Origin of the sequence: Lentilactobacillus sp. Marseille-Q4993 (genome assembly GCF_951230165.1) — a bacterium.
Taxonomy (GTDB): domain Bacteria; phylum Bacillota; class Bacilli; order Lactobacillales; family Lactobacillaceae; genus Lentilactobacillus.
In genome coordinates this window covers 1-20898 of sequence record NZ_CATNVB010000019.1, presented here as the reverse complement: position 1 = coordinate 20898, position 20898 = coordinate 1, and the positions used below count along the sequence as shown (strand labels likewise).

The window sequence follows — 20898 nt, the reverse complement described above, 5'->3', positions numbered from 1 at the left end:
TACTAAAAAAACAGTTATCGGTAACGCTACTAACATTTTGGGGAATAACATTCTTTTTGTCAGCCGCAACTATCCCTGTAAATACTTCTGTGCAAGGGGTTTTAACAGATAAGTTAATCGCCTTCGTCAATATCAGATTGATGAATAAATCAAAGTCAGTTCAAGGACTTGAGCTATTTGAAAATGCGGATTTTTACGATCAATTGCAGATAATTAGTTCAGAGGCTTCATGGCGACCAGTTAATTTGATTGTCTTTGGAATAAGTGTGATTCGGGAAGCGATAACGGTTATTTCGATGGTGTTTCTACTATCAAAATATAATCCGCTAATTGGCCTGTTAGTCCTTTTGGCTATTATTCCACAGAGTTTGGTTAGTTATAAAATTCAGCAAGATTCGTTTGAAACAATGGTTACCAGAAGTCCTGACGCAAGAAAAGCACAGTATTATAGCGAGGTTTTGCTGACTTCAAGGGATGCAAAAGAAGTCAGATTGTTCAATATGTTTGATTACTTTATCAATCTGTATCACAGTACATATCTTAGTATGCACCGGAAAGTTACTGACACCCGAGTTAAACAGATGTGGGTGTCCTTAATTCTGCTTTTGGTCAGCACGTTGATCAGTTTCGGGAGTTTAGTATGGGTAGTTGTTTCCATAAGAGATGGGAAACTATCCGCCGGAATTTTTCTGGTCTTTGTTTCTACCATAACGGCAACTGCCAATAGTGTTTACTCGTTGATTGAAAGCTCAAGCCTACTATTAGACACCCTTTTATATATGAAAAAGTACTTTACATTCATTTCAATTGAAGAAGATTCTGACTTCACTGGGAAGATGACATTTCCTGACAGCATTCAAACGATAGCTTTTAAAGACATTAACTTTTCATATCCAAATTCAAAGGAATTAGCTCTTAAAAATGTTGATTTTGTGGTTCGGGGTGGTGAAAAAATTGCCATTGTTGGGGAAAATGGCTCTGGAAAATCGACCCTAGTTAAATTGCTTATGCGATTTTATGATCCAAACAATGGGAGCATCTCAGTTAATAATCAAAATATAAAAGAGTATGATATTCATAATTTTCGTTCGAATTTAGGTACCGTTTTCCAGGATTATTCCAAATTCTTTTTGACTATTCGAGATAGTATTTCATTAGGAGATATTAAAAAGAGTGGCGATACAGAAAGAATAGAATTAGCTATGCAAAATGGGGGCTTCTATGACGATTTCAAATCGAAGGGATTAACGTTAAAGACCCAGTTGGGAAAACAATTTACCAATGGAATTGATTTGTCGGGAGGTCAATGGCAAAAGTTGGCTATTTCAAGGGCGTTTTTTGCGGATTCAAAGATTTTGATTCTTGATGAGCCAACGGCATCGCTGGATCCCAAAAGTGAAGCTGATATTTATAAACGATTTATCAGTATGGCGCAAGATAAGACGACATTTTTTATCACTCACAGAATGGCTGCTGTAAAACTGGCGGATCGGGTATTGGTGTTGGATCATGGCAAAATAGTTGGTTTTGATACTCACGAAAATCTGATGAAATCAAATGAATATTATCGGGATTATTACAATATTCAAGCGGATGAGTATAAGTAAAAAAAAGAGTTACCGTCTGATTTTCGACGATAACTCTTTTTGTGTCTATTCATTTGCTAACTTTTTCATTCCTGGCAATGTAATCATTACTACAAAACTGATGATGTACAGGATTGAAAGGAATGCCATTACAACTGTCAGTGAGTAGTGGTCCATCAAGATTCCGATTACTACTGATGAGAAACCACCAACGGCGCGGCCAACGTTCACGATGATGTTGTTTGCGGTTGACCGAATCTCAGTTGGGTAGAGGCGGGAGATAACCGCCCCGTAACCACCAAACATACCGTTTGAGAAGAATCCGACGATGGCACCGATGATAAGTAAGGTAACGGTGTTATGGGCAAGGGTAATCGTGAACACCATCAATGCTGATGCAATTAGGAAGATTCCAAATGCTCTTCTTGGACCGAAGAAGTCGAGGATTGAGCCAAATGTCATCATTCCTAGGCTCATACCAACGATAGTGGCAATCATCCAGAGAGATGAACCAGACACGTTAAGACCAAGTTGTTTTTGAACGATGATTGGTAACCAGTTCATCAAGCCAAAGTAACCAGCGATTTGAACGGTGGTCATGATCATCAATGCTAAACTTTGGTAGGCTACCTTTGGAGTGCTAAACATGTATTCGAACACGGCTTTTCCAGTAGATTCGGTTTCCGTTTTCTTGGCTTCAACGTATTCAGTAGTTTCCGTTAAGTTGCGACGAACGATGAAGGCGAGGGCAACTGGAACGATTCCAAATAGGAACAATCCGTGCCAGCCGAATCTTGGGAGAACGAAGGCTGCGATAACCGCTGCGAGGATGGCCCCGATTTGACCACCAACTGCAGCAACTGAAGTCATCTTTCCGATTTGTTTCTTAGGAAATGATTCGGCAATCAGTGAAATTCCAACGCCGTACTCACCACCAGCACCGATTCCGGCAAGGAACCGTAATGCGTACACGATGAAGATGTTGTTGGCAACAGCCATCATTGCGGTTGCGAATGCGAAGATGAAGATGGTGTAGGTAAATGTTTTGACCCGCCCAAACTTGTCACCGATGATTCCAAATAAGATTCCGCCAAAGAGCATTCCCAGGTTTGTAATTGAACCAATCATGCCGGCAGCTCCACCACTTAGGTGAAGGTCAGCGATCATGGAACTCATTGCAAACGAAAGAAAAAGCACATCCATGTTTTCCAAAGCAAAGCCTGAACTCGTTGATGCAATCGTCCATTTCTGCTTAGTCGTTAAGCCATGAGTGTGCGTGTTTACAGTAGTATTTTCCATTTTCGTTCCTCCAAATGAGTGCTCACGGGCACTCTTTATTTTTGCTAAAGTAGATTATTCCACGAATGGCGATAAAAAACAAGGGGTCGAAAATAAAAATCAGGTCGTTTCCTATAAAGGGACTGAAAAAACTAGAAATCCGTAAATTGTTATCTTCGAAAAATCTTGACAACTCCCGTCATCGTGATAAAGTAATTATCAAATACAAAGCTTTAATTTGGTTCAGAGAAGCCAAAAGCGGACGAGTTAATAATAATGTCCGTGATAATGCGGAGGTAGTTTGTTCAACTGAACAAATGTAGCCTGCGCTGAATTCTCGGACTTTTTTTATGCTCACTTTTCGGAGGTATGAAATGCAAGGACCACTTATTGTTTCGCTAGACGTTGCAGATCGCGCTGATTTGTTTGAACTGATCGACAAATTTCCAAAGGATGACAAACTAACCGTTAAAATCGGCATGGAATTGTTTTACGGTGAGGGTCCCCAAATCGTGCGGGACATTTTAGACCGGGGATATGACATCTTCCTTGATTTAAAACTTCACGATATTCCTAACACGGTTAAAAGTGGGATGCGCCAAATCGGCCGCCTCGGTGTAACGTTTGTTACAGTTCACGCCCTCGGTGGTTCAGAGATGATAAAGGCTGCCAAACAAGGCTTGATTGAAGGTAGCGAAGAAGCCGGAGTGCAAACCCCTAAGTTGCTTGCCGTTACGGAATTGACTTCAATCACCGAAGAAGTTTTGAAAAATGAGCAGAACAGTCGGCTTGATATGGTTGACCAAGTGGTCGCCCTTGCCAAACTAGCTAAGCGGTCAAACGCAGACGGCGTTATCACGTCGCCACTTGAGGTTAAGGCATTACGCGAACAAGTTGGGGATGACTTCTGGTATGTAACTCCAGGAATTAGACCTTCTGGCTATCCAAAGGATGACCAATCGCGAACCGCAACCCCTGCTGAAGCGGCGCAGTTTGGAAGTACCGCACTAGTAGTCGGCCGGCCAATCATCAAAGCAGACGACCCAGTAGCCGCCTATCACACAATGTCAGAGGAGTGGAACAATGCAAAAAGATAAGATTATTCAATCATTGATCGATAACAAAATCATCAGCATCAACCTTAACAAACCATTTAGATACGCCAGCGGAATCTTGGCTCCAATCTACACCGATTACAGACTGACAATTTCAATTCCAGACCTGCGGGAGATGATTGCCGAGGGATTAGCAGAAGTCATCAAGGCTAACTACCCAGACGCAACGGTTATCGGTGGGGTTGCCACTGCCGGAATTCCCCACGCATCATGGGTTGCTCAAAAACTAGGATTGCCGCTCATCTACGTTCGCTCAAAGCCAAAGGATCACGGGGCTGGAAAGCAAATTGAAGGTCGCATTAAGGGCACGGACCACGTAGTCCTGATCGATGATTTGATTTCAACCGGTGGTAGTGTTTTGAAGGCTGTGGACGCGGTTCGCAACGCTGGTTACACGGTTGATGGGGTTGCCTCAATCTACACTTATGAGTTCCCAGATTCAACTAAGAACTTTGAGGAAGCCGGTACGCAACTTCATCCGCTACTTACCTACTCAGACGTTATCAAACAGGGTTACGATGAAGGTCAGTTTACCAAAGAACAATTCGATTACTTATCAACTTGGCACAAAGCACCTTGGGATTGGACAAAACAGGAGGAAGCAAATGCAAACTAAAGTATCTTTACAATCAGAATTAGCTGGAATTCACTTTGATAACTTAATGATGAACGCAGCGGGTGTTCGTTGTTCATCAGTCGTTGACCTTAACAAGATCATGGTTTCATCTGCTGGTGGTGCCATCACCAAGAGTGCAACAATCGAACCTCGTGAAGGAAACGAAAGTCCCCGGATGCAAGGCCTTCCCCTTGGAAGCATTAACTCAATGGGCTTGCCAAACCACGGCTTTGATTACTATTTAGATTACGTTATGAAACAACAAGAAGCTGGCAATAACAACATCATCATGTCAATCGCCGGTACTTCTATCGATGAAAACATTGAAATGCTCCACCGTTTGCAAGCCAGTGACTTCGATGGCTTGGTAGAACTTAACCTCTCATGCCCTAACGTTAAGGGTAAGCCTCAAGTTGGTTACGACTTTGACGCCGTTGACCAAGTACTTACTGAAGCATTTAGTTTCTATAACAAACGCCTTGGTATCAAGTTGCCACCTTACTTTGACCTTACTCAATTTGACCAAATTGCAGCCGTATTGAACAAGTTCCCACTTGCTTACGTTAACTCAATCAACTCAATCGGAAACGGCTTGGTTATCGATCCAGAGACCGAAGCAGTTATCATCAAGCCTAAGGGTGGTTTCGGTGGAATCGGTGGAGAATACGTAAAGCCAACTGCACTTGCAAACGTTCGGGCTTTCCGCCTTCGTTTGAACCCAGAAATCGGCATTATCGGTACTGGTGGTATCAAGAGCGGAATGGACGTATTCGAACACGTTCTCTGTGGTGCTGACCTTGTTCAAATCGGAACTGCGTTTGGCCCAGAAGGCCCAGCCATTTTCGAACGAATCAGTCGCGAACTTGAAGAAATTATGGACCAAAAGGGTTACAAGTCACTGGATGAATTCAGAGGCAAACTAAAGACTCTATAATAGGTAGAAAAGAGAGATTTGGATTTCGAAGGGTGAAATCTGGATCTTTTTTTGTATTTCGTAAGTCAACCATTGAGGAAGAAATGAAGAATCTTGGTCATGAATCAAATGCCGACGAATATGATGAAGAAAAAGCGAGAAAAGAGTTTTAAAAATGGACCAGCCCTCACAGAAGCTGATCCATTTTTTACTAATTATAATTTTTATAGATGTAGTTAGATTATTAGGAGTTGTTTGGTTAATGAAATTGATTGCCAGTTATTAGTTGTTTAGTGGTGTGGCGGTCATCCTTTCTGTAATGAATTGTGGTTGGCTTTTCATTGTGGTGGCGCCTCCTTTGCTTATTGAATAACTGTAGTATAGGGAGGTTAGCTTAAGGGTGACTTAAAATAGAATTATCTAATAAAAATAAATTAATGCAAACTAATAATCATTTTTTAACATGCTATTGATTGCCTTATAAAAAATGCGTTTAGCCAGATCAATACTCACTTTTTGATAACACCTATGAGTAAGTAGTGTAATCACTCTTTGACATGCTATTAGAACGTGGTGGACAAAGGTTTGAGATTGTTAAGAATCCAAAATTAGCAACCAAATAATCACTTTTTTGATAACACCTATGGAACGCCATGGGCATAGATTTGAACCTCTATGAAAGAGTTTCAAATACTAGCCTTATTGTAAGTGGTAAACCACTAACAATAATTTCATGGCTGATAGGTGTTATCTTTTTGTGATTATTGGGTTTGAGTTTTGCTTTTTTTGGTGGATCAGTCATGCTACTACTACATTTCATGGCTGATAGTCATTATCTTATATTGACTGTTGGTTTACGTATCAATTTTTAATCCTGGACTATACATATATGTAAGAACAAACGTGGCCAGAGTAATCATCAAAAAAGCATACTATTCAGCCGTGTCGTTATTGTTGGGAGTTTACTCCCTACAATAAGACTCGAGTTTGAAATTCTCTGTCTTTGAGAAGTTCAAACCGATGTCCACGGCGTTCCAATAGTATGCTTAAAAGATGATTACGTATTGTGTTGCAAATGAATGGACTCACTAAGCTAATACTAATGCTTAAAAGATGATTACGTATTGTGTCGCAAATGAATATTCTCATCAATCCTTTATGACATACCACCATACCTTCTACCCATCCTCATCGGTAGCACATTGGTAACAATTACCGCCACAATAATCAGGCCAACCCCCATCACCTGGCTCCCCGTCACCGTTTCACCCAACAAGGCAAACGCAAACACCACCGATGACGGCAACTCCAGCGATGAAATAATTGGTCCAATCCCCATCGCCAATTTTGGCATAAAGATTGAAAAGCAGGTCAGTGGTAAGAGCATCGCAAAGAACGACGTGATTGCTCCCCAACTTATGCCCATCGCTAAATTGTGAATTGGAAACAGCGTTGGTACCCAGATCAATAGGACAACAATCAAAGCACCACCGCTCATCAACTGCGCCTTTGTCATCGGATGAAGTGTCGAACCGATGTTACCAGTAAATTGGATTGTTAGTGCATAGGCTAACGCCGACAGAAAACTCAACGCCATTCCTTGCCAGGACACGGATTGGTGGAGTGGAAACAGTCCCGTAGCCAGAATAGTTCCAATTAGAATCGTAACGACACTCACTGCTTGAGTGATGGTTGGCAGTTTGCGATTGAACAGACATGAAATGACGATTGATAGCCAGACTGACTGCATCATCATCACCGCGGCAATTGCGACGGGAACGTAATTCAAAGATAGAATATAAAATGTGTTGGTGAAGCCCATTGACGTTCCGGAGGCAATCACCAACCATTTTAGTTTGCGATTGGTAACCCTACGATTAGGAGCCGACATGGTAAATCTAACTATACTAAAGCCAATGAAGGCGATGGTAAACGTCATACATAGTAACAGACCATCCGTAACGCCACCGTGGTGAGCCATTTTGAACAGTGACCTGGGGATTCCGTAACTAATTGCACCAATGGCGACAAATATTGGGGCGAGTTTTTTCATTCGATCATCTCTTTCTAAAAATAACAATAACCATTATATCACGCCAGAATCACGATTTTTTGAAACCGCTGTCTTGCTTGAAACGTTGCTATTTCAAGGGCGAGTTCTTATCTGCGACTTACTTGGTTTTTCATAGTATAATTCTGTCATATTCAGATTAAGTTGACTAGATATCGAATGGGGGGTTCGAAGTGACAGTCTTAAAATCAAACGATGATACAGTCCGGGTCGGCTACATGGATTCAACTGCCCCGGCAGCAACGACAATCAATTCCGGCGAAGTCCTAACCTACGTTGACATGTGGACGCACTGGGCAAATCGGACCTCTTATGAAATGGACGCGAACGAGCGGAGCCAAATCAGAAAGGAATATCCGAATGGTCCATACTCATTAGTCGGTCCAGTCGAAATCAAGGGTGCTAAACCTGGGGATGTGTTGGCAATGAAGATTCTAAATCTCGACCTCATTGACTGGGGTTGGAATTCATTTCCACCTCAAGAAGGCGCGATTCCTGACTATTTTGATAAGCCTTATATTCACTATTTCAAGTTTGCGGAAGGTAATCAGGTAGCGGATTTTGTAAAGGGAATTCGTTATCAGCTCAAGCCGTTAGTTGGGGTGATTGCTACTGAACCAAGTGGTACTGATAAGATCAGTGGGATTCTAGTCGGTGACTATGGGGGGAACCTCAATAGTAACTACCTCACCACCGGGGCTACGGTTTATTTACCAGTCGCCAAGGAAGGTGGTCGGGTTTGGCTGGGAGATATTCATGCCAAACAGGGTAACGGGGTGGTTGACCAGACGGCAATTGAGACAGCTGCCAAACGGTTAGATGTTTTATACACACTTCGTCACCATTCCGGGGTTAGGTTTCCGGTTATTGAAACGGAAACTGAATTGGTTCTGTTTGGGACTGGTGACACGCTGGACGAAGCAATCGAAATCGCTACAAAACGGGTCGTTCAAATGCTGGGGGAAGCAAGTGATCTGACCGAAGAGGAGGCATACTCATTTACTTCCGTTGCGGTAGACTTCAACATTGGGCAGTATTCGCGCCAGTTGGCAACCAACTACAATACAAAACCACCAAAGGTGATGCAAGCGGTAATTGCTAAGCAGTCACTAGGTAATCAGATACGGGAAGCAGTTTTAGAGTTTATTCGGGGGAAAGACGATGGGGAACTATGAACAAATTGTTAAATTGATGATTGATGCCGATAGTGCGGCTACGGACCGGAATGTGGACCGTTATTTAGAGCTGTTTACTGACGATGCGACGATTTACGGAGAGGTAGGTCATTCAGATGATTCCGAAAACCTGCGGGCGTTTATCAACGCTACTTGGCAAAACGAACCCAAGGGAACGGTTCACATCTGTGCCAATCCGTTGGTGGATGAAATTAGCGGCGATGAGGCAACTGCTCGGTCAGTCCTCGTTTTAATCAATCGGCACAGTAACTCTTTTCAGGTGTTTCAAGTGAGCCACAAACTCATTAAAGGGGGTGAGCGCTGGCAATTTACTAGTAGAGAGATCATGTAGCGAAATCGACGTATTTTACAGACAAACACAGGGGGATTTTACTAATGGTTAAACTTGGAATTAATGGATTTGGTCGCATTGGTCGGTTAGTTTTACGCCGAATTTTAGAGGTTAACGATCCGGAATTAGAAGTCGTGGCAATCAATGACCTGACAACACCTTCGATGCTGGCTTACCTATTTAAATATGATTCAACTCACGGCACCTTCAAGGGTGAAGTTGATTCAACCGATACTGAATTGGTGGTTAACGGCAAGAAGATTCCGGTGTATGCGGAAAGGGATGCATCTCAAATTCCGTGGGCAAAAAATGAAGGTGTGGAGTTGGTGTTAGAATGTACTGGCTTCTATACTTCCAAAGAAAAATCGCAAGCCCATCTTGATGCGGGTGTGAAAAAGGTTCTGATTTCCGCTCCAGCAGGACCAATGAAAACGATTGTCTACAACGTTAACCACGATTCAATCGATGCCAATGACCAAATCATCTCGGCTGGTTCATGCACGACTAACGCTCTTGCTCCAATGGCCTACTTCCTTAACAAGGAATTTGGCGTTGAAGTTGGAACAATGACCGTTATTCACGCATTTACTAGTTCCCAAATGATTCTAGATGGTCCGAAGGGTAAGAAAGCACGCCCTAACCGGACCGCCTCTGCTAATACGATTCCGCACTCAACCGGGGCTGCCAACGCAATTGGATTGGTAATTCCAGAGCTTGATGGCCATTTAAAGGGTCATGCTCAGCGGGTAGCCGTTGTTGATGGCTCAGTTTGCGAATTGGTTTCCGTTTTCAAACAAAAGGGTGTAACGGCAGATCAAGTTAATGAAGCAATTAAACCTTATACAAAGGCCAATCCATCATTTGGTTGGAATGAAGACGAAATCGTTTCATCAGATATTATTGGTGATACCCACGGTGGTGTCTTTGACCCAACTCTGACGGAAGTGACTACGAATGGTGACTTCCAAGTGATCAAAACCGCAACTTGGTTCGATAACGAGTATGGCTTTGTGTCTAACATGGTGAGAACGGCTAAGGTTTATGGTGAAAAGTAAAAATAGTTATTCAGTAGAATTAGCTATCTAAAAAGTATGCAGTGATAATTTTATTTTTTAAAGTTATTACTGTATTTTTTATTGCTCTATTTTTCCTTTATTTCGCAAATTCATACAGTAAAAATTAGATGTTATTTTAATTCTAGCCGTTTTTTAAATAAATAGAACTGGATTTTGCTCTGATTATTGAAAAAAGGCCGTTTTTTTAATAATCAAAGTTAGATTGAGCAACAAAAACCGGTTTTTCGTTTGTTTTTCAATTTATTATCCATTATACTTTTGAAGTAAGGGGTGATAGTTATGGATTATCAAGATTTAAAAACCTATAAGTATAATGGAAGTGGTCCTTCCAGGAGTCATGAAGAAGTTGATAATGAATATCAGAGAAGGCTCAAAGGTTTTTCGACGGTTGTTACAAATCTGTTTCCTATTCTTGATATCGATGAATACAAGCAGACGTCTCAATACCCCCTGTTTTTTGTTCAGACGGTTAAAATAAACGCACTATTAAATACAATAACTAGAAATTCAAAGAGAATTACAGAAATTGCAAATAATCTTCCAGGGGTAGCAAAGAATAGCTACATAAGAAAGTTACTGACCAGGGAAATTTATTTTACTAATGAAATCGAGGGAGTAAAAACAACTAAGCGAGAAATCGGAACTGTGATCAGTGAAATGTCCTCGAACCATGATGCCGATACCCGCCTATCATCCACGGTTAGAATGTACAGTAATACCATTTTGGGTAAAACTTATCAGATAAAGTCACTGAATGATATACGGAAAGTTTATGATGAGTTGTTAAAGGGTGAGATTGCAAAGGATAAGCTACCAGATGGAAAAACGTTTAGGAATAGGTTAGTTTATATAGGGAATGAAACAAACAAGGTTCATACCCCGCCTGTTAATGAGAATGAAATTCAGGAGAAATTGGTTTCGCTTATTTCATTTATGAATGATCATATAGTAATGGATATTTTGAAAGCTGTTGTTACTCATTTCATGTTCGAAAATATTCACCCTTTTTATGATGGTAATGGACGAACTGGTAGGTATCTATTAGCGTCTTATTTAGCAAGCAAACTTGATACGTTTACCGGTTTGTCAATTTCAGGATCTATTCATTCTGAACGTTCAAGCTACTACAAGGCATTTAAGCAGGCTGATGCTGCTGAAAATAGAGCTGATGTAACTCTGTTTGTATCAAAGCTCCTGGAAATAATCGAACAGGGACAGTCAGAGGTTATTGAGGATATGTCAAAGCTTATTGAGAGACTTAATTTTGTGAATAACAAAATGACAATTCGTTATGAGGATAAAATTCAACGAAGCGTAATGTATATCTTTGCTCAGTCATATATTTTTTCTGAGTCTGTTGAAACTGGCATCATTGATAATGATTTGATCGAATTTATGAACAATGAGGATGCTAGCACTTATAAGAAAAATAAAATTAAAGAGATAATTAAAGAAATGGAAAAGACTGGCGACTTAATTAAGGTTAAGGGACGGCCTTTACAACATGTTATTGAACAAGGATTAGTTGAATAACATAGGCTGAACCTCTTAACCACCAAGGGGTTCAGCCTTTTTTATTTATAATTGTTAAACGTTTGACAATTAATGTAAGCGGTGTTATATTTACATCAATCGAATTGATAAACGTTTAACAATTTAGAATGTGTTTGTCTTTAGGAAAGGATATGCTCCCCGCATAGGTGTCGATATGAAAAGTAGAAACAGTTTATTGACTAAAGCCGCATTCCTGTCAGTCTCCCTATTACTGACCAGTGCGTATGCCATCCAAGGCGCTCTCCCCCAATTGAAAGCTGCCCTTGGTGTTAGTCAAACCCAAGTTGAATATTTGGCCACCGTTCCATCGTTTGCCGTTACGATCTTCGTAATTCTCTCCCCAATTATTTCTCAGGCGTTCAAATTGTCTGATAAACGAATGATTCAAATCGGTCTTACGATTGTTGGTATTGCCGGAATAATTCCGTTTTTTATCAGTAATTACTGGGTTATCTTAGCTTCCCGATTAATTCTTGGTGTCGGACTTGGTATCTATAACTCCCAAGCCATTGCCCTGATCTCAATCTGGTACGACGGTAACACAAGGTCCCAGATGTTAGGGTGGCGGGCAGCTGCTGAACAACTCGGACAGGCTGGTACCTTGCTAGTCGCTGGTTCACTCTTAATGTTTGGCTGGCACACACCATTCTTGGTTTACGCCTTGGCCTTTGCAGCTTTAGCGTTCTTCTCATTAAGGGTTCCGGATGATAATGAAGAGGAGGTCGTTGAAGAAACAGCCGATGTGGATGATGCACCAATTGCTACTGACAACTACCCCTCAAAAATCAACCCAGCGGTCTGGCTCCTCGTTGCGTTTGCCTTCTTCCTGGTTGTCGACTTCGTTGGAATGGAAAACCGGTTCTCTAGTTTAGCCGTCGCAATCAATGGCAATGGCTACAGCGGTGCTTCAATGTTCTTGTCACTAATGCTGGTAGGGGCAACCCTTGGCGGAATGACTTATGGTTGGTTCCAAAAGGCATTCGGTTTCGCCACAGTGTACATTGGATTAGTTCTGATGGCGATTTCAAGCTTCATGTTTGGCTTCGCTGGTACTAACTTCACCGTTATGGTTGTTGGTTTGCTATTAATCGGATTCCCCCTCCAGTTAGTATCACCGTTCATCTTCAATCTGCTACCCAAGTTTGCCCCCCTCAAGCAACAATCGCTGGTAACTTCGCTGGTCTTGATTGGCTTCAATCTCGGCTCGTTCTTGTCACCAAGTATGGCAGCGTTGATCAACAGTGTGTTTGGTAAACCAAGTGAAGGTTTATCCCTAGCCGTACCATTCCCCGTATACGGTGCGATTCTCCTGCTGATTGCAGTTGGAATCTTCTTCTCCCAAAAAGCAGCTTCATCAAAACAAAAAACAAGTGAGGAAAAATAATTATGCCAATTAAAAACAAAGCAATGTTAATTACGTACTCAGACTCAATGGGTAAAAACATCAAGGAACTCCACCAAGTATTAAAGGAAAACGTTGGTGACGCCATCGGTGGTGTTCATTTACTTCCATTCTTCCCATCAGCCGGTGACCGTGGGTTTGCCCCTTCAGATTACACCACTGTCGACTCAGCCTTTGGTGACTGGAACGATGTTGAGGCGCTTGGCGAGGACTACTACATGATGTTTGATTTCATGATTAACCACATTTCTCGTGATTCGGTTATGTACCAAGACTTCAAGAAGAACCACGATGATTCTAAGTATAACGACTTCTTCATTCGGTGGGAAAAGTTCTGGGAAGCTGCCGGTGATGGCCGCCCAACCCAAGAAGATGTTGACTTGATTTACAAACGAAAAGACCGGGCTCCAATCCAAGAGATTGAATTCGACGATGGAAGTAAAGAACACCTCTGGAACACGTTTGGTGAGGAACAAATCGACATCAACGTGAAGTCACAGGTCGCAATGCAATTTGTTCGCGATACGCTCAAGGGAATGGTTGACCACGGCGCAGACTTAATCCGGTTGGATGCCTTTGCTTACGCTATCAAGAAGATCGATACTAATGATTTCTTCGTGGAACCAGAGATTTGGGACTTATTAAACGAAGTTCGCGAAATTTTAGCCCCAATGAATGCGGAAATTCTTCCAGAAATCCACGAACACTACTCAATTCCAAAGAAGATTTCTGATCATGGTTACTATACTTACGACTTTGCCTTACCAATGACCACGCTTTACACCATGTACTCAGGTAAGACCAACCGCCTTGCCAAGTGGTTACAAATGACCCCAATGAAGCAATTTACCACCCTTGATACCCATGATGGAATCGGAGTCGTGGATGCTCGCGATATCTTGACTGATGAAGAAATCGACTACGCTTCAGACGAATTGTACAAGGTTGGCGCTAACGTGAAGAAGACTTATTCTTCAGCTGCCTACAACAACCTTGATATTTACCAAATCAACTCAACTTACTATTCAGCCCTTGGTAACGATGATGATGCTTACTTGTTGAGTCGGGCAATTCAAATTTTCGCTCCCGGAATTCCGCAAATTTACTACGTTGGTTTGTTAGCCGGCGCTAATGATATCGACTTGCTAGAAAGCACCAAGGAAGGTCGGAACATCAATCGTCACTACTATTCAAAGGAAGAAGTAGCTGAAGAAGTAAAACGGCCAGTAGTTGCAAACTTATTGAAGCTGTTGGCATGGCGTAATGAGTTTGCTGCGTTTGACCTTGACGGTTCAATCGAAGTGGCAACCCCAACGGAAACTACCATTACCGTTACCCGGAAGGATAAGGATGGCAAGAACGTGGCTGTGCTTGAGGCAGATGCTGCTACTAAGAAGTTCACCGTTTCAGAAAATGGTAAGCAATTCTTTGCAAACTAAAACCAGATAATCAGTAGGCCGATGGCAAATTCAATTTTGTTCGTCGGCCTGTTGCATATATAATAGTAGAAAAAGAACTTTGAGGTGCGCGTATGGCTGTTAAACTTCAAGATGTGGCTAAGCTGGCGGGAGTTTCCGTTACCACCGTTTCCCGGGTGATCAATAACTACGGTTCACTTAGCGACAAAACAATTAAAAAGGTTCATGATGCGATGGCCGAACTTAACTACCATCCGAATGCGCTTGCCCGGGCGATGCAGGGGAAGTCATCGAAATTCGTTGGCCTGATTATTCCCAATTTGACCAATCCGTTCTTTGCCGAGCTGGTTAACGCAATTCAGTTGAAGCTGTTTGAGAAGGGCTATAAAACGATTATCGCTTCATCCGCTGAGAACGAGACGATTGAGCATGAGTATCTGGGGATGCTGCAGGCAAACCAAGTTGACGGAATTATTTCCAGTTCTCATAATCTCGGCATTGACGAGTACCAGCGAATTACTGCTCCCATTGTGTCGTTTGATCGCTACCTGGCCGATAATATTCCCATCGTGTCGGCCGATAACTACGCTGGTGGTAAGTTAGCTGCGGAGTTTATGGTCAAACGGGGGATGAAACGGGTTGCCGTTATGGTCGACGAAGATACATCAACGTCACCAACCCTAATGAGAGTGCAAGGAGCGGTGGATGTTTTCACCGCGGCTGGAATTGATTACACTCCGGTGGATTTGCATAGAGAAACTATTCAGTCCCTATTTCCAGGTGACTTTGATGCTGTAATTGCCAGTAACGATATGGCAGCTACCGAAATAGCGGAAACCGTTCTTGCGGCGGGACGCAAACCATACGATGACTTTTTGATCACTGGTTATGATGGCAGTGAGCTAATGCGGCGGTTATCGCCACGCCTACCAACAATTGTTCAACCGATTTCGGCAATTGCTGACCGGTTGATTGAAACGCTGTTGGCCCAAATGAATAATGAAACCCTTTCGGAAACCGAGCCGTTGCCGGTGAAGTTTGTGGAGGGTGAATAACAAGAGGCCTTGCTAAATGCGAGGCCTTTTGTAATGGGATAAATCAATTAGTTGAAATAATCTATTTGTTATGGGGTTGATTATATTTATACATAAATTAACGCTGAAGATGGCATAAGCCATGCAATTGAAGAAATATGAAGAAATTGTGAATAAAGTTTGACGTAATTAGTGATTTATTTTAAATTGTGTATTATAATTCTTTCGAACACTTGCAAAGAGTGTAATTTTCACCTTGGGCGTATCACATGTGTATCGGTCATATGTGTTACGGAATTTTTGAATCTAGAAAATATTTGGGGGCTTCGCCAATGAAAGGAAAAAATGTTTCCCGTAACAATTTATGGGGTAAATCAAACAAATCTGATTTGCACTATAAAATGTACAAGTCTGGTAAGCAATGGGTGTTTGCCAGCATGTTTATGCTCTCTGTTGGAGCATTTCTCATGGGCTCAGGCTCGACCGTAAAGGCCGACACACAGTCTCAACTCGGAGATAACGTACTTAGATCATCACAATTGGTTTCTGTATCAAAGCCGGAGGATAGTAGCTCGATGACTAGTACGCCTAGTTCTCAAGCTAGTGCGCCACAAGCACAGCAAACTCAATCGTCTACTACAACTACTACAACGCCTAAACAGGCACCTACGACTAGCAGTTCAAATCAGGGTTCGTCGACCACTACTTCAAGTTCATCGACTAATTCTGTAAGTAATAACCAAGGTAGTTCAACCACCACTGGTTCAAGTTCTAATGGACAAGGCTCAAGTGTGTCATCAACTACCAATGGCAACAGTACAAACGGTGATTCAAAGACTAGTTCTTCAACCACCAATTCATCAAGTACTGATACGAATTCTAGTAGTAAATCTGAAAGTAACGCCCAATCTAGTTCATACTCAGATGCTACAAAGAATTCTGATAGTAAAACAAATGATCTCAAGACAGACAAAACTGACTTGTCATCAGATTCTTTAACTCAAAATGCTGATAACAAGACAAAAGCAGGATCACAAAGTGCAACTGACAACAACCCGTTGGTAGAAAGTGCTGCAAGCTCACAATCAACAAGTGACGCTTCAGCCGCACCAAGTGATTCTGTTAAGTATGTCCAGACAAGTCAAGCCGTAGCAAGTGCTGCAGCTCAGGATAATTCGGATGCTACTAACGTGTTTTTGAATGCATCGCAGTTGTTGAAGGTGGACACACCAACTACTGCAACAACGAATGCTGTTAATCAACAGGTTCTAGTATCGACTACTAAAGCGGCTTCTGTATTAAGTGGACAATTTAATACAGGTAGTGATTTCTATAAAGCCGGGTTGAACGATGCTTATGCTGACGTTTCTAAAGTTGCAACTGATATTACTACAATTGCTAAAATTTTGGAATTATATCAAAACAACAACGATACTTTGGATAATGGTACTGATAGCCATGGACCACTTTGGGCGCAAGGGGCTATTTATTCTTCAAGCTCAGGTAACAACAAAATTTATCAACTCACGTTATTTCCAGAAAATGGAATCAAAGTTGGTGGATGGACTAGAAGTTCAGGAATTGCTACCGCTAACAGAAATAAGTTGACAGCGCAGACAATTACCGCTGAAAAAAATGCTGAGTACAATGCGGGATACGTTGCATATTTGAACGGATATGCAAGCCATATCGATGAATATCTAAATCAAGTAGCAAATATGGTAAGAGTTCCGGATAATGCAAAGGCATTAATTAATACTATCGCTTATGATCCAAGTGACTTAGCTAACACAAGTAATATATGGGGAGATTTAGGCACTGTTGGTGATTTAGTTTCTAACTGGTTTGGCAGTCAACTTGGCAATTCTGTGATTGGGGAAAAATAGTAAGATCTTTGCCTATCCTTCTAGCAAATGGGCTTCAGATTTAGGTGTTGAAGGACAATTTTCATTTACTGGTTTAAAGGATAATGCCACGAGCTCCATTTCGTCTGTCAATACTCTTATTAGTTACGCTCTTAACCAGATTCAAAACGGAATTATGAAACAGGCTTTGTCTGATGCCAGATCAATTGGTGGACTTCAAAGTGGCTCAATAACTTTGCCAGCAAATATTAATGATGCCCTTGGGTTAAACGCCTCTTTAAAGAAATTAATTGGACTTTTTGGACTAACAGGTACTGCGACATCAAGTATCATTAATGACGTATATACTTCAATTGCCAATGGTATTAGAAATGAAATTGCATTCAACTTCCAGCAAGGAATGGATGAAGCGTTTGGCCTTGCGTTAAACGGAGGAAAATTTGATAGTACTACAGGCTTTGGTGCTAGATTAGCTACTGTTGGTGTTGGTCAAGATCCAAATAAATCTTACAATTCAATTCAAGACTTTATTAATAAAAAACAAGATGCTAAGTATACAAGTAACTTTGTTGAAGCTGTTGGTTATTACTATGGATACCAAATTGGCCAACCAATCGTTAAAATGGCAATTGCCGATGCTGTTGCTGGTAAGCAAAAAACCGATGCCAAAGCTATAATTGATGTATTACACACCGATGGTAATCTTAATGATACTCAGTATGCTCAATTAACAGAGGATGGCCATAAAGATGGATCTGCATTCCTCGACTACACGGCTGACGCAACTGGTGCAAAGAATACCATTCTTAGTCTTTATACCACTGAAATCACTGCAATTCAGGCGGCACTTAGTGATTATTTGAAAGATCCTACAGGTGATTATTCAAAGAAAAAAGTTAACTTTGTTAACCAAGGTAGCTCTGCTGAACCAGGAACCGTTTATAACACTGATACTAAGTCTCTAAACACTGAAGCCACTAACCCATTTACAGTTGCTGCTAACGACTATCAAGTTGTCATGAACTACCTACAATCTTCTCCAGTTGGTATCCAAGCTCAAGCAGACGCTGATGATGATGCCCACGATGCAGCAGCAAAAGGGAACGGTGGAAAGTTAGCGAAAAAGCCTGATAACTTTAAAGTAGGTGTTGTAGGTGGTAAGGATTCGATATTAGCTGGCTCAAACAATTTAAATGTTAAAGCTAACCCAAATGATTCTGATCCATATAGTGGACTTAAGAAGTTAGTTGGTGTTATCACAACTGGTTCTTCAGATTCAGGTACTTTACAACAAGCATATGTAAATTCTTATAATAATGAAGTTGATTTACTGAACGCTGCATACGCTGCCGGTGAAAAAGCTGCTACTGAGCAGACTAAGTCGGACACGTTCAGAAAGCAGGGTACATTACCAGATTCAGCTGGTGTTACTACTAAGGTCGGAGATGTCACCTACACAGCAACTAACGATACAACAGCTTCTGATTATAACAATCGAAATAGTGCCACATTATCACAACCTGTTACGAATGGTCAGCCTTCCGGTACTGCTTTCAAAGATGGGTATGCTGCTAATACTCACACCGCCATCGTAAATGCGTTGAATTCAGATGCTGCTTTAGCTACAAGTTCATATAAGGCAGCTAGTGATGCAGCGGATCAAGCTAGCGATCAGTACAAACGAGCTAGTGATGCATATGATACAGCAGTCAAGGCCCAAAACTATGTGGGTGCGGATGCAAATTCTGACGTAACTGCTACCGGTACTGATAGAACAAATGCAAGCAATGCGTATGCTAGTGCAGTTGCTGCAGCAAAAGAAGCAAGTACAGCTGCAAGTGATGCCGGTAAGGCAACAAGTGCTGCATCGGATTCAAAAGATAACTATGCTTCGGATGCGGTTGTTGCTCAAGATAAGACAAGTGCAGCTTCGGATGCTTTAGGAAAAGCTCAAAAAGCTTTGACTGATACTACGGGTTATGCGAATGATGCTGTTTCTGATGCTGCTAAGGCTCAAGAAAAGGCAGCTGCAAAGGCCGCACCCGACATAAGTGCTGCAGCAAGTTCAGCCGAAGATCTTGCCAATAAAGCATCGGATCAATATGCTGCTGCAAGTACTGCTGCTGCAAGTGCTGCGTCGGCACGGGACGCACTATCAGATGCTGCAGATGCTGAAAAGCCAGGAGCACTTGCTGCATATAAGAGCGCTTCAGATGCTGCTAAAACAGCTGAAACCGAGAGAGTAAGCACTAGTGATGCTTACAAAGATGCATCAGATGCAGCTAAAACAGCCGCAGATGCCAATAGTGATGCAAAGGCTAAGCCTGAAACGTCAATTGACAATCTCAAGAAAGCTCAAAATGCAAAGACAGATGCGAATACAGCTTTAACAAATGCAACCAGCCATGCAGGTGAAGCTCAAAAAGCTGCTGATACTGCAAATGGTTTGCTAAATGATTTCAATAATAAGAACAGTGCAAGTGATGCTGCTGTTTCAGCAGATAAAGCAAATTCAGCATATAAGGATGCATCGAATGCTGCTCACGACGCGAAGACTGCTGCTGATAATGCTACAAGCACATTAAATGACTTGAAGGAAGCAGCAAAAGATAAGACAAATTCGAATGCTGCGAGTGCCGTTGCCGCTGCTCAAGTAGAGGCAGATAAGGCAACTTCTGCAGCAAACTCAGCAGCCAGTGCAGCGAGTGATGCAAAGGCAGCAGCTGACAAAGCATCAGCTGCTGCATCAGATGCAGTAAAGAACCCATCGAATGCCGCTCAAGATGCGAAGACCGCTGCTGATAATGCTGCTGCTGCAAATAATGCAGCGAAGAGTGCTGCAGCTGGTAGAGATAATGCTGTTTCTGCTAATAACAATGTAAATACAATTAACGCTGATTATCATGCTAAGCAAGATGTAATCGATGCAGTTAAGAATGCTAACTCGGATGCCGCAAAGGCAAACGATGCCGCTAAGAGTGCCGCAAATGCTGCAGCTAGTGCCGCTGATGCCGCTAAGAGTGCCGCAGGAACTGCTGATAAGTTGAATAGTGATGCTGCCAAGGATCCAAAGGACATCGACCTTGCCAGTGCTGCTTCAGCCGCCACCTCAGCCGCCACCTCAGCCGCCAGTGCTGCTAGTGATGCCGCCACAGCTGCTGGTAAAGCAACTTCAGCTGCCAGTGATGCAACAAAGGCAGCAAAGGATGCATCAGATGCAAAGAATGCAACAGATGCTACCTCCGCTGCTAAAGTAGCTCACGATGCTGCAAGCGCTGCTGCTGATGCACATGGTGATGCTACTAAGGCTCAAGCTAGTGCTGAAGCTGGTAAGCAAGCTGCAAGCCAAGCTCAAGCTGATTACAACAATAAGAAGGATCAAGCAGCTGCAGTCACGAATGCTAAGTCGGATGCTGCTAAAGCAAACGAAGCCGCCACTAGTG

The 20898-nt window shown here is 42.1% G+C and carries 15 protein-coding genes; 13 read left to right on the top strand and 2 right to left on the bottom strand.

Features of this window, described 5'->3' with window-relative positions; genetic code table 11:
• The first annotated feature begins 56 nt into the window (after window positions 1–56).
• Complete coding sequence (locus tag QOW94_RS07055) at window positions 57–1607, top strand: ABC transporter ATP-binding protein (RefSeq protein WP_283679624.1); 1551 nt, start codon at window positions 57–59, stop codon at window positions 1605–1607.
• 45 nt (window positions 1608–1652) lie between these two features.
• Here the strand turns inward: QOW94_RS07055 and QOW94_RS07050 are convergent, their stop codons facing one another.
• Entirely contained in the window at window positions 1653–2885 is a 1233-nt protein-coding gene (locus QOW94_RS07050) for an MFS transporter (RefSeq protein WP_283679623.1), read from the bottom strand.
• A gap of 353 nt (window positions 2886–3238) precedes the next feature.
• Here QOW94_RS07050 and pyrF point away from each other — a divergent pair, with 353 nt between their 5' ends.
• From pyrF to QOW94_RS07035, 3 genes are read left to right on the top strand one after another with little or no spacing between them, the layout of a single operon-like run.
• Complete coding sequence (gene pyrF, locus QOW94_RS07045; protein WP_283679622.1) at window positions 3239–3961, top strand: orotidine-5'-phosphate decarboxylase; 723 nt, start codon at window positions 3239–3241, stop codon at window positions 3959–3961.
• On the top strand, window positions 3948–4595 hold the full coding sequence (gene pyrE, locus QOW94_RS07040) for an orotate phosphoribosyltransferase (RefSeq protein WP_283679621.1): 648 nt from the start codon (window positions 3948–3950) through the stop codon (window positions 4593–4595). Before pyrF ends, pyrE begins: the two co-directional genes overlap by 14 nt.
• Window positions 4585–5529, top strand: a complete 945-nt coding sequence (locus QOW94_RS07035; protein ID WP_283679620.1) for a dihydroorotate oxidase — start codon at window positions 4585–4587, stop codon at window positions 5527–5529. Before pyrE ends, QOW94_RS07035 begins: the two co-directional genes overlap by 11 nt.
• Before the next feature lie 1135 nt (window positions 5530–6664).
• On the opposite strand, the gene QOW94_RS07030 is transcribed toward QOW94_RS07035, so the two are convergent.
• A complete protein-coding gene (locus tag QOW94_RS07030; protein WP_283679619.1) occupies window positions 6665–7561 on the bottom strand; it encodes a DMT family transporter in 897 nt (298 codons plus the stop codon).
• 191 nt (window positions 7562–7752) lie between these two features.
• Here QOW94_RS07030 and QOW94_RS07025 point away from each other — a divergent pair, with 191 nt between their 5' ends.
• The 9 genes from QOW94_RS07025 to QOW94_RS06985 form a co-directional block, all read left to right on the top strand.
• The gene (locus QOW94_RS07025; protein ID WP_283679618.1) at window positions 7753–8754 is read left to right on the top strand and encodes an acetamidase/formamidase family protein; all 1002 of its coding nucleotides are present in this window, start codon (window positions 7753–7755) and stop codon (window positions 8752–8754) included.
• A complete protein-coding gene (locus tag QOW94_RS07020) occupies window positions 8741–9106 on the top strand; it encodes a nuclear transport factor 2 family protein (protein ID WP_283679617.1) in 366 nt (121 codons plus the stop codon). The genes QOW94_RS07025 and QOW94_RS07020 overlap by 14 nt, the downstream gene beginning before the upstream one ends.
• Before the next feature lie 44 nt (window positions 9107–9150).
• Window positions 9151–10161, top strand: coding sequence for a type I glyceraldehyde-3-phosphate dehydrogenase (gene gap / locus QOW94_RS07015; RefSeq protein ID WP_283679616.1), 1011 nt, complete (start codon window positions 9151–9153; stop codon window positions 10159–10161).
• Window positions 10162–10461: 300 nt separating this feature from the next.
• A complete protein-coding gene (locus tag QOW94_RS07010; RefSeq protein ID WP_283679615.1) occupies window positions 10462–11715 on the top strand; it encodes a Fic family protein in 1254 nt (417 codons plus the stop codon).
• A 175-nt stretch (window positions 11716–11890) separates the two neighbouring features.
• Complete coding sequence (locus tag QOW94_RS07005; protein ID WP_283679614.1) at window positions 11891–13120, top strand: MFS transporter; 1230 nt, start codon at window positions 11891–11893, stop codon at window positions 13118–13120.
• Window positions 13121–13122: 2 nt separating this feature from the next.
• Window positions 13123–14577, top strand: a complete 1455-nt coding sequence (gtfA, locus tag QOW94_RS07000; protein WP_283679613.1) for a sucrose phosphorylase — start codon at window positions 13123–13125, stop codon at window positions 14575–14577.
• Between the two features lie 92 nt (window positions 14578–14669).
• The gene (locus QOW94_RS06995; RefSeq protein ID WP_283679612.1) at window positions 14670–15611 is read left to right on the top strand and encodes a LacI family DNA-binding transcriptional regulator; all 942 of its coding nucleotides are present in this window, start codon (window positions 14670–14672) and stop codon (window positions 15609–15611) included.
• A gap of 311 nt (window positions 15612–15922) precedes the next feature.
• On the top strand, window positions 15923–17476 hold the full coding sequence (locus QOW94_RS06990; RefSeq protein WP_283679611.1) for a KxYKxGKxW signal peptide domain-containing protein: 1554 nt from the start codon (window positions 15923–15925) through the stop codon (window positions 17474–17476).
• A partial coding sequence (locus QOW94_RS06985; RefSeq protein ID WP_502867255.1) for a hypothetical protein occupies window positions 17463–20898 on the top strand: 3436 nt, incomplete at its 3' end. The genes QOW94_RS06990 and QOW94_RS06985, both read left to right, overlap by 14 nt.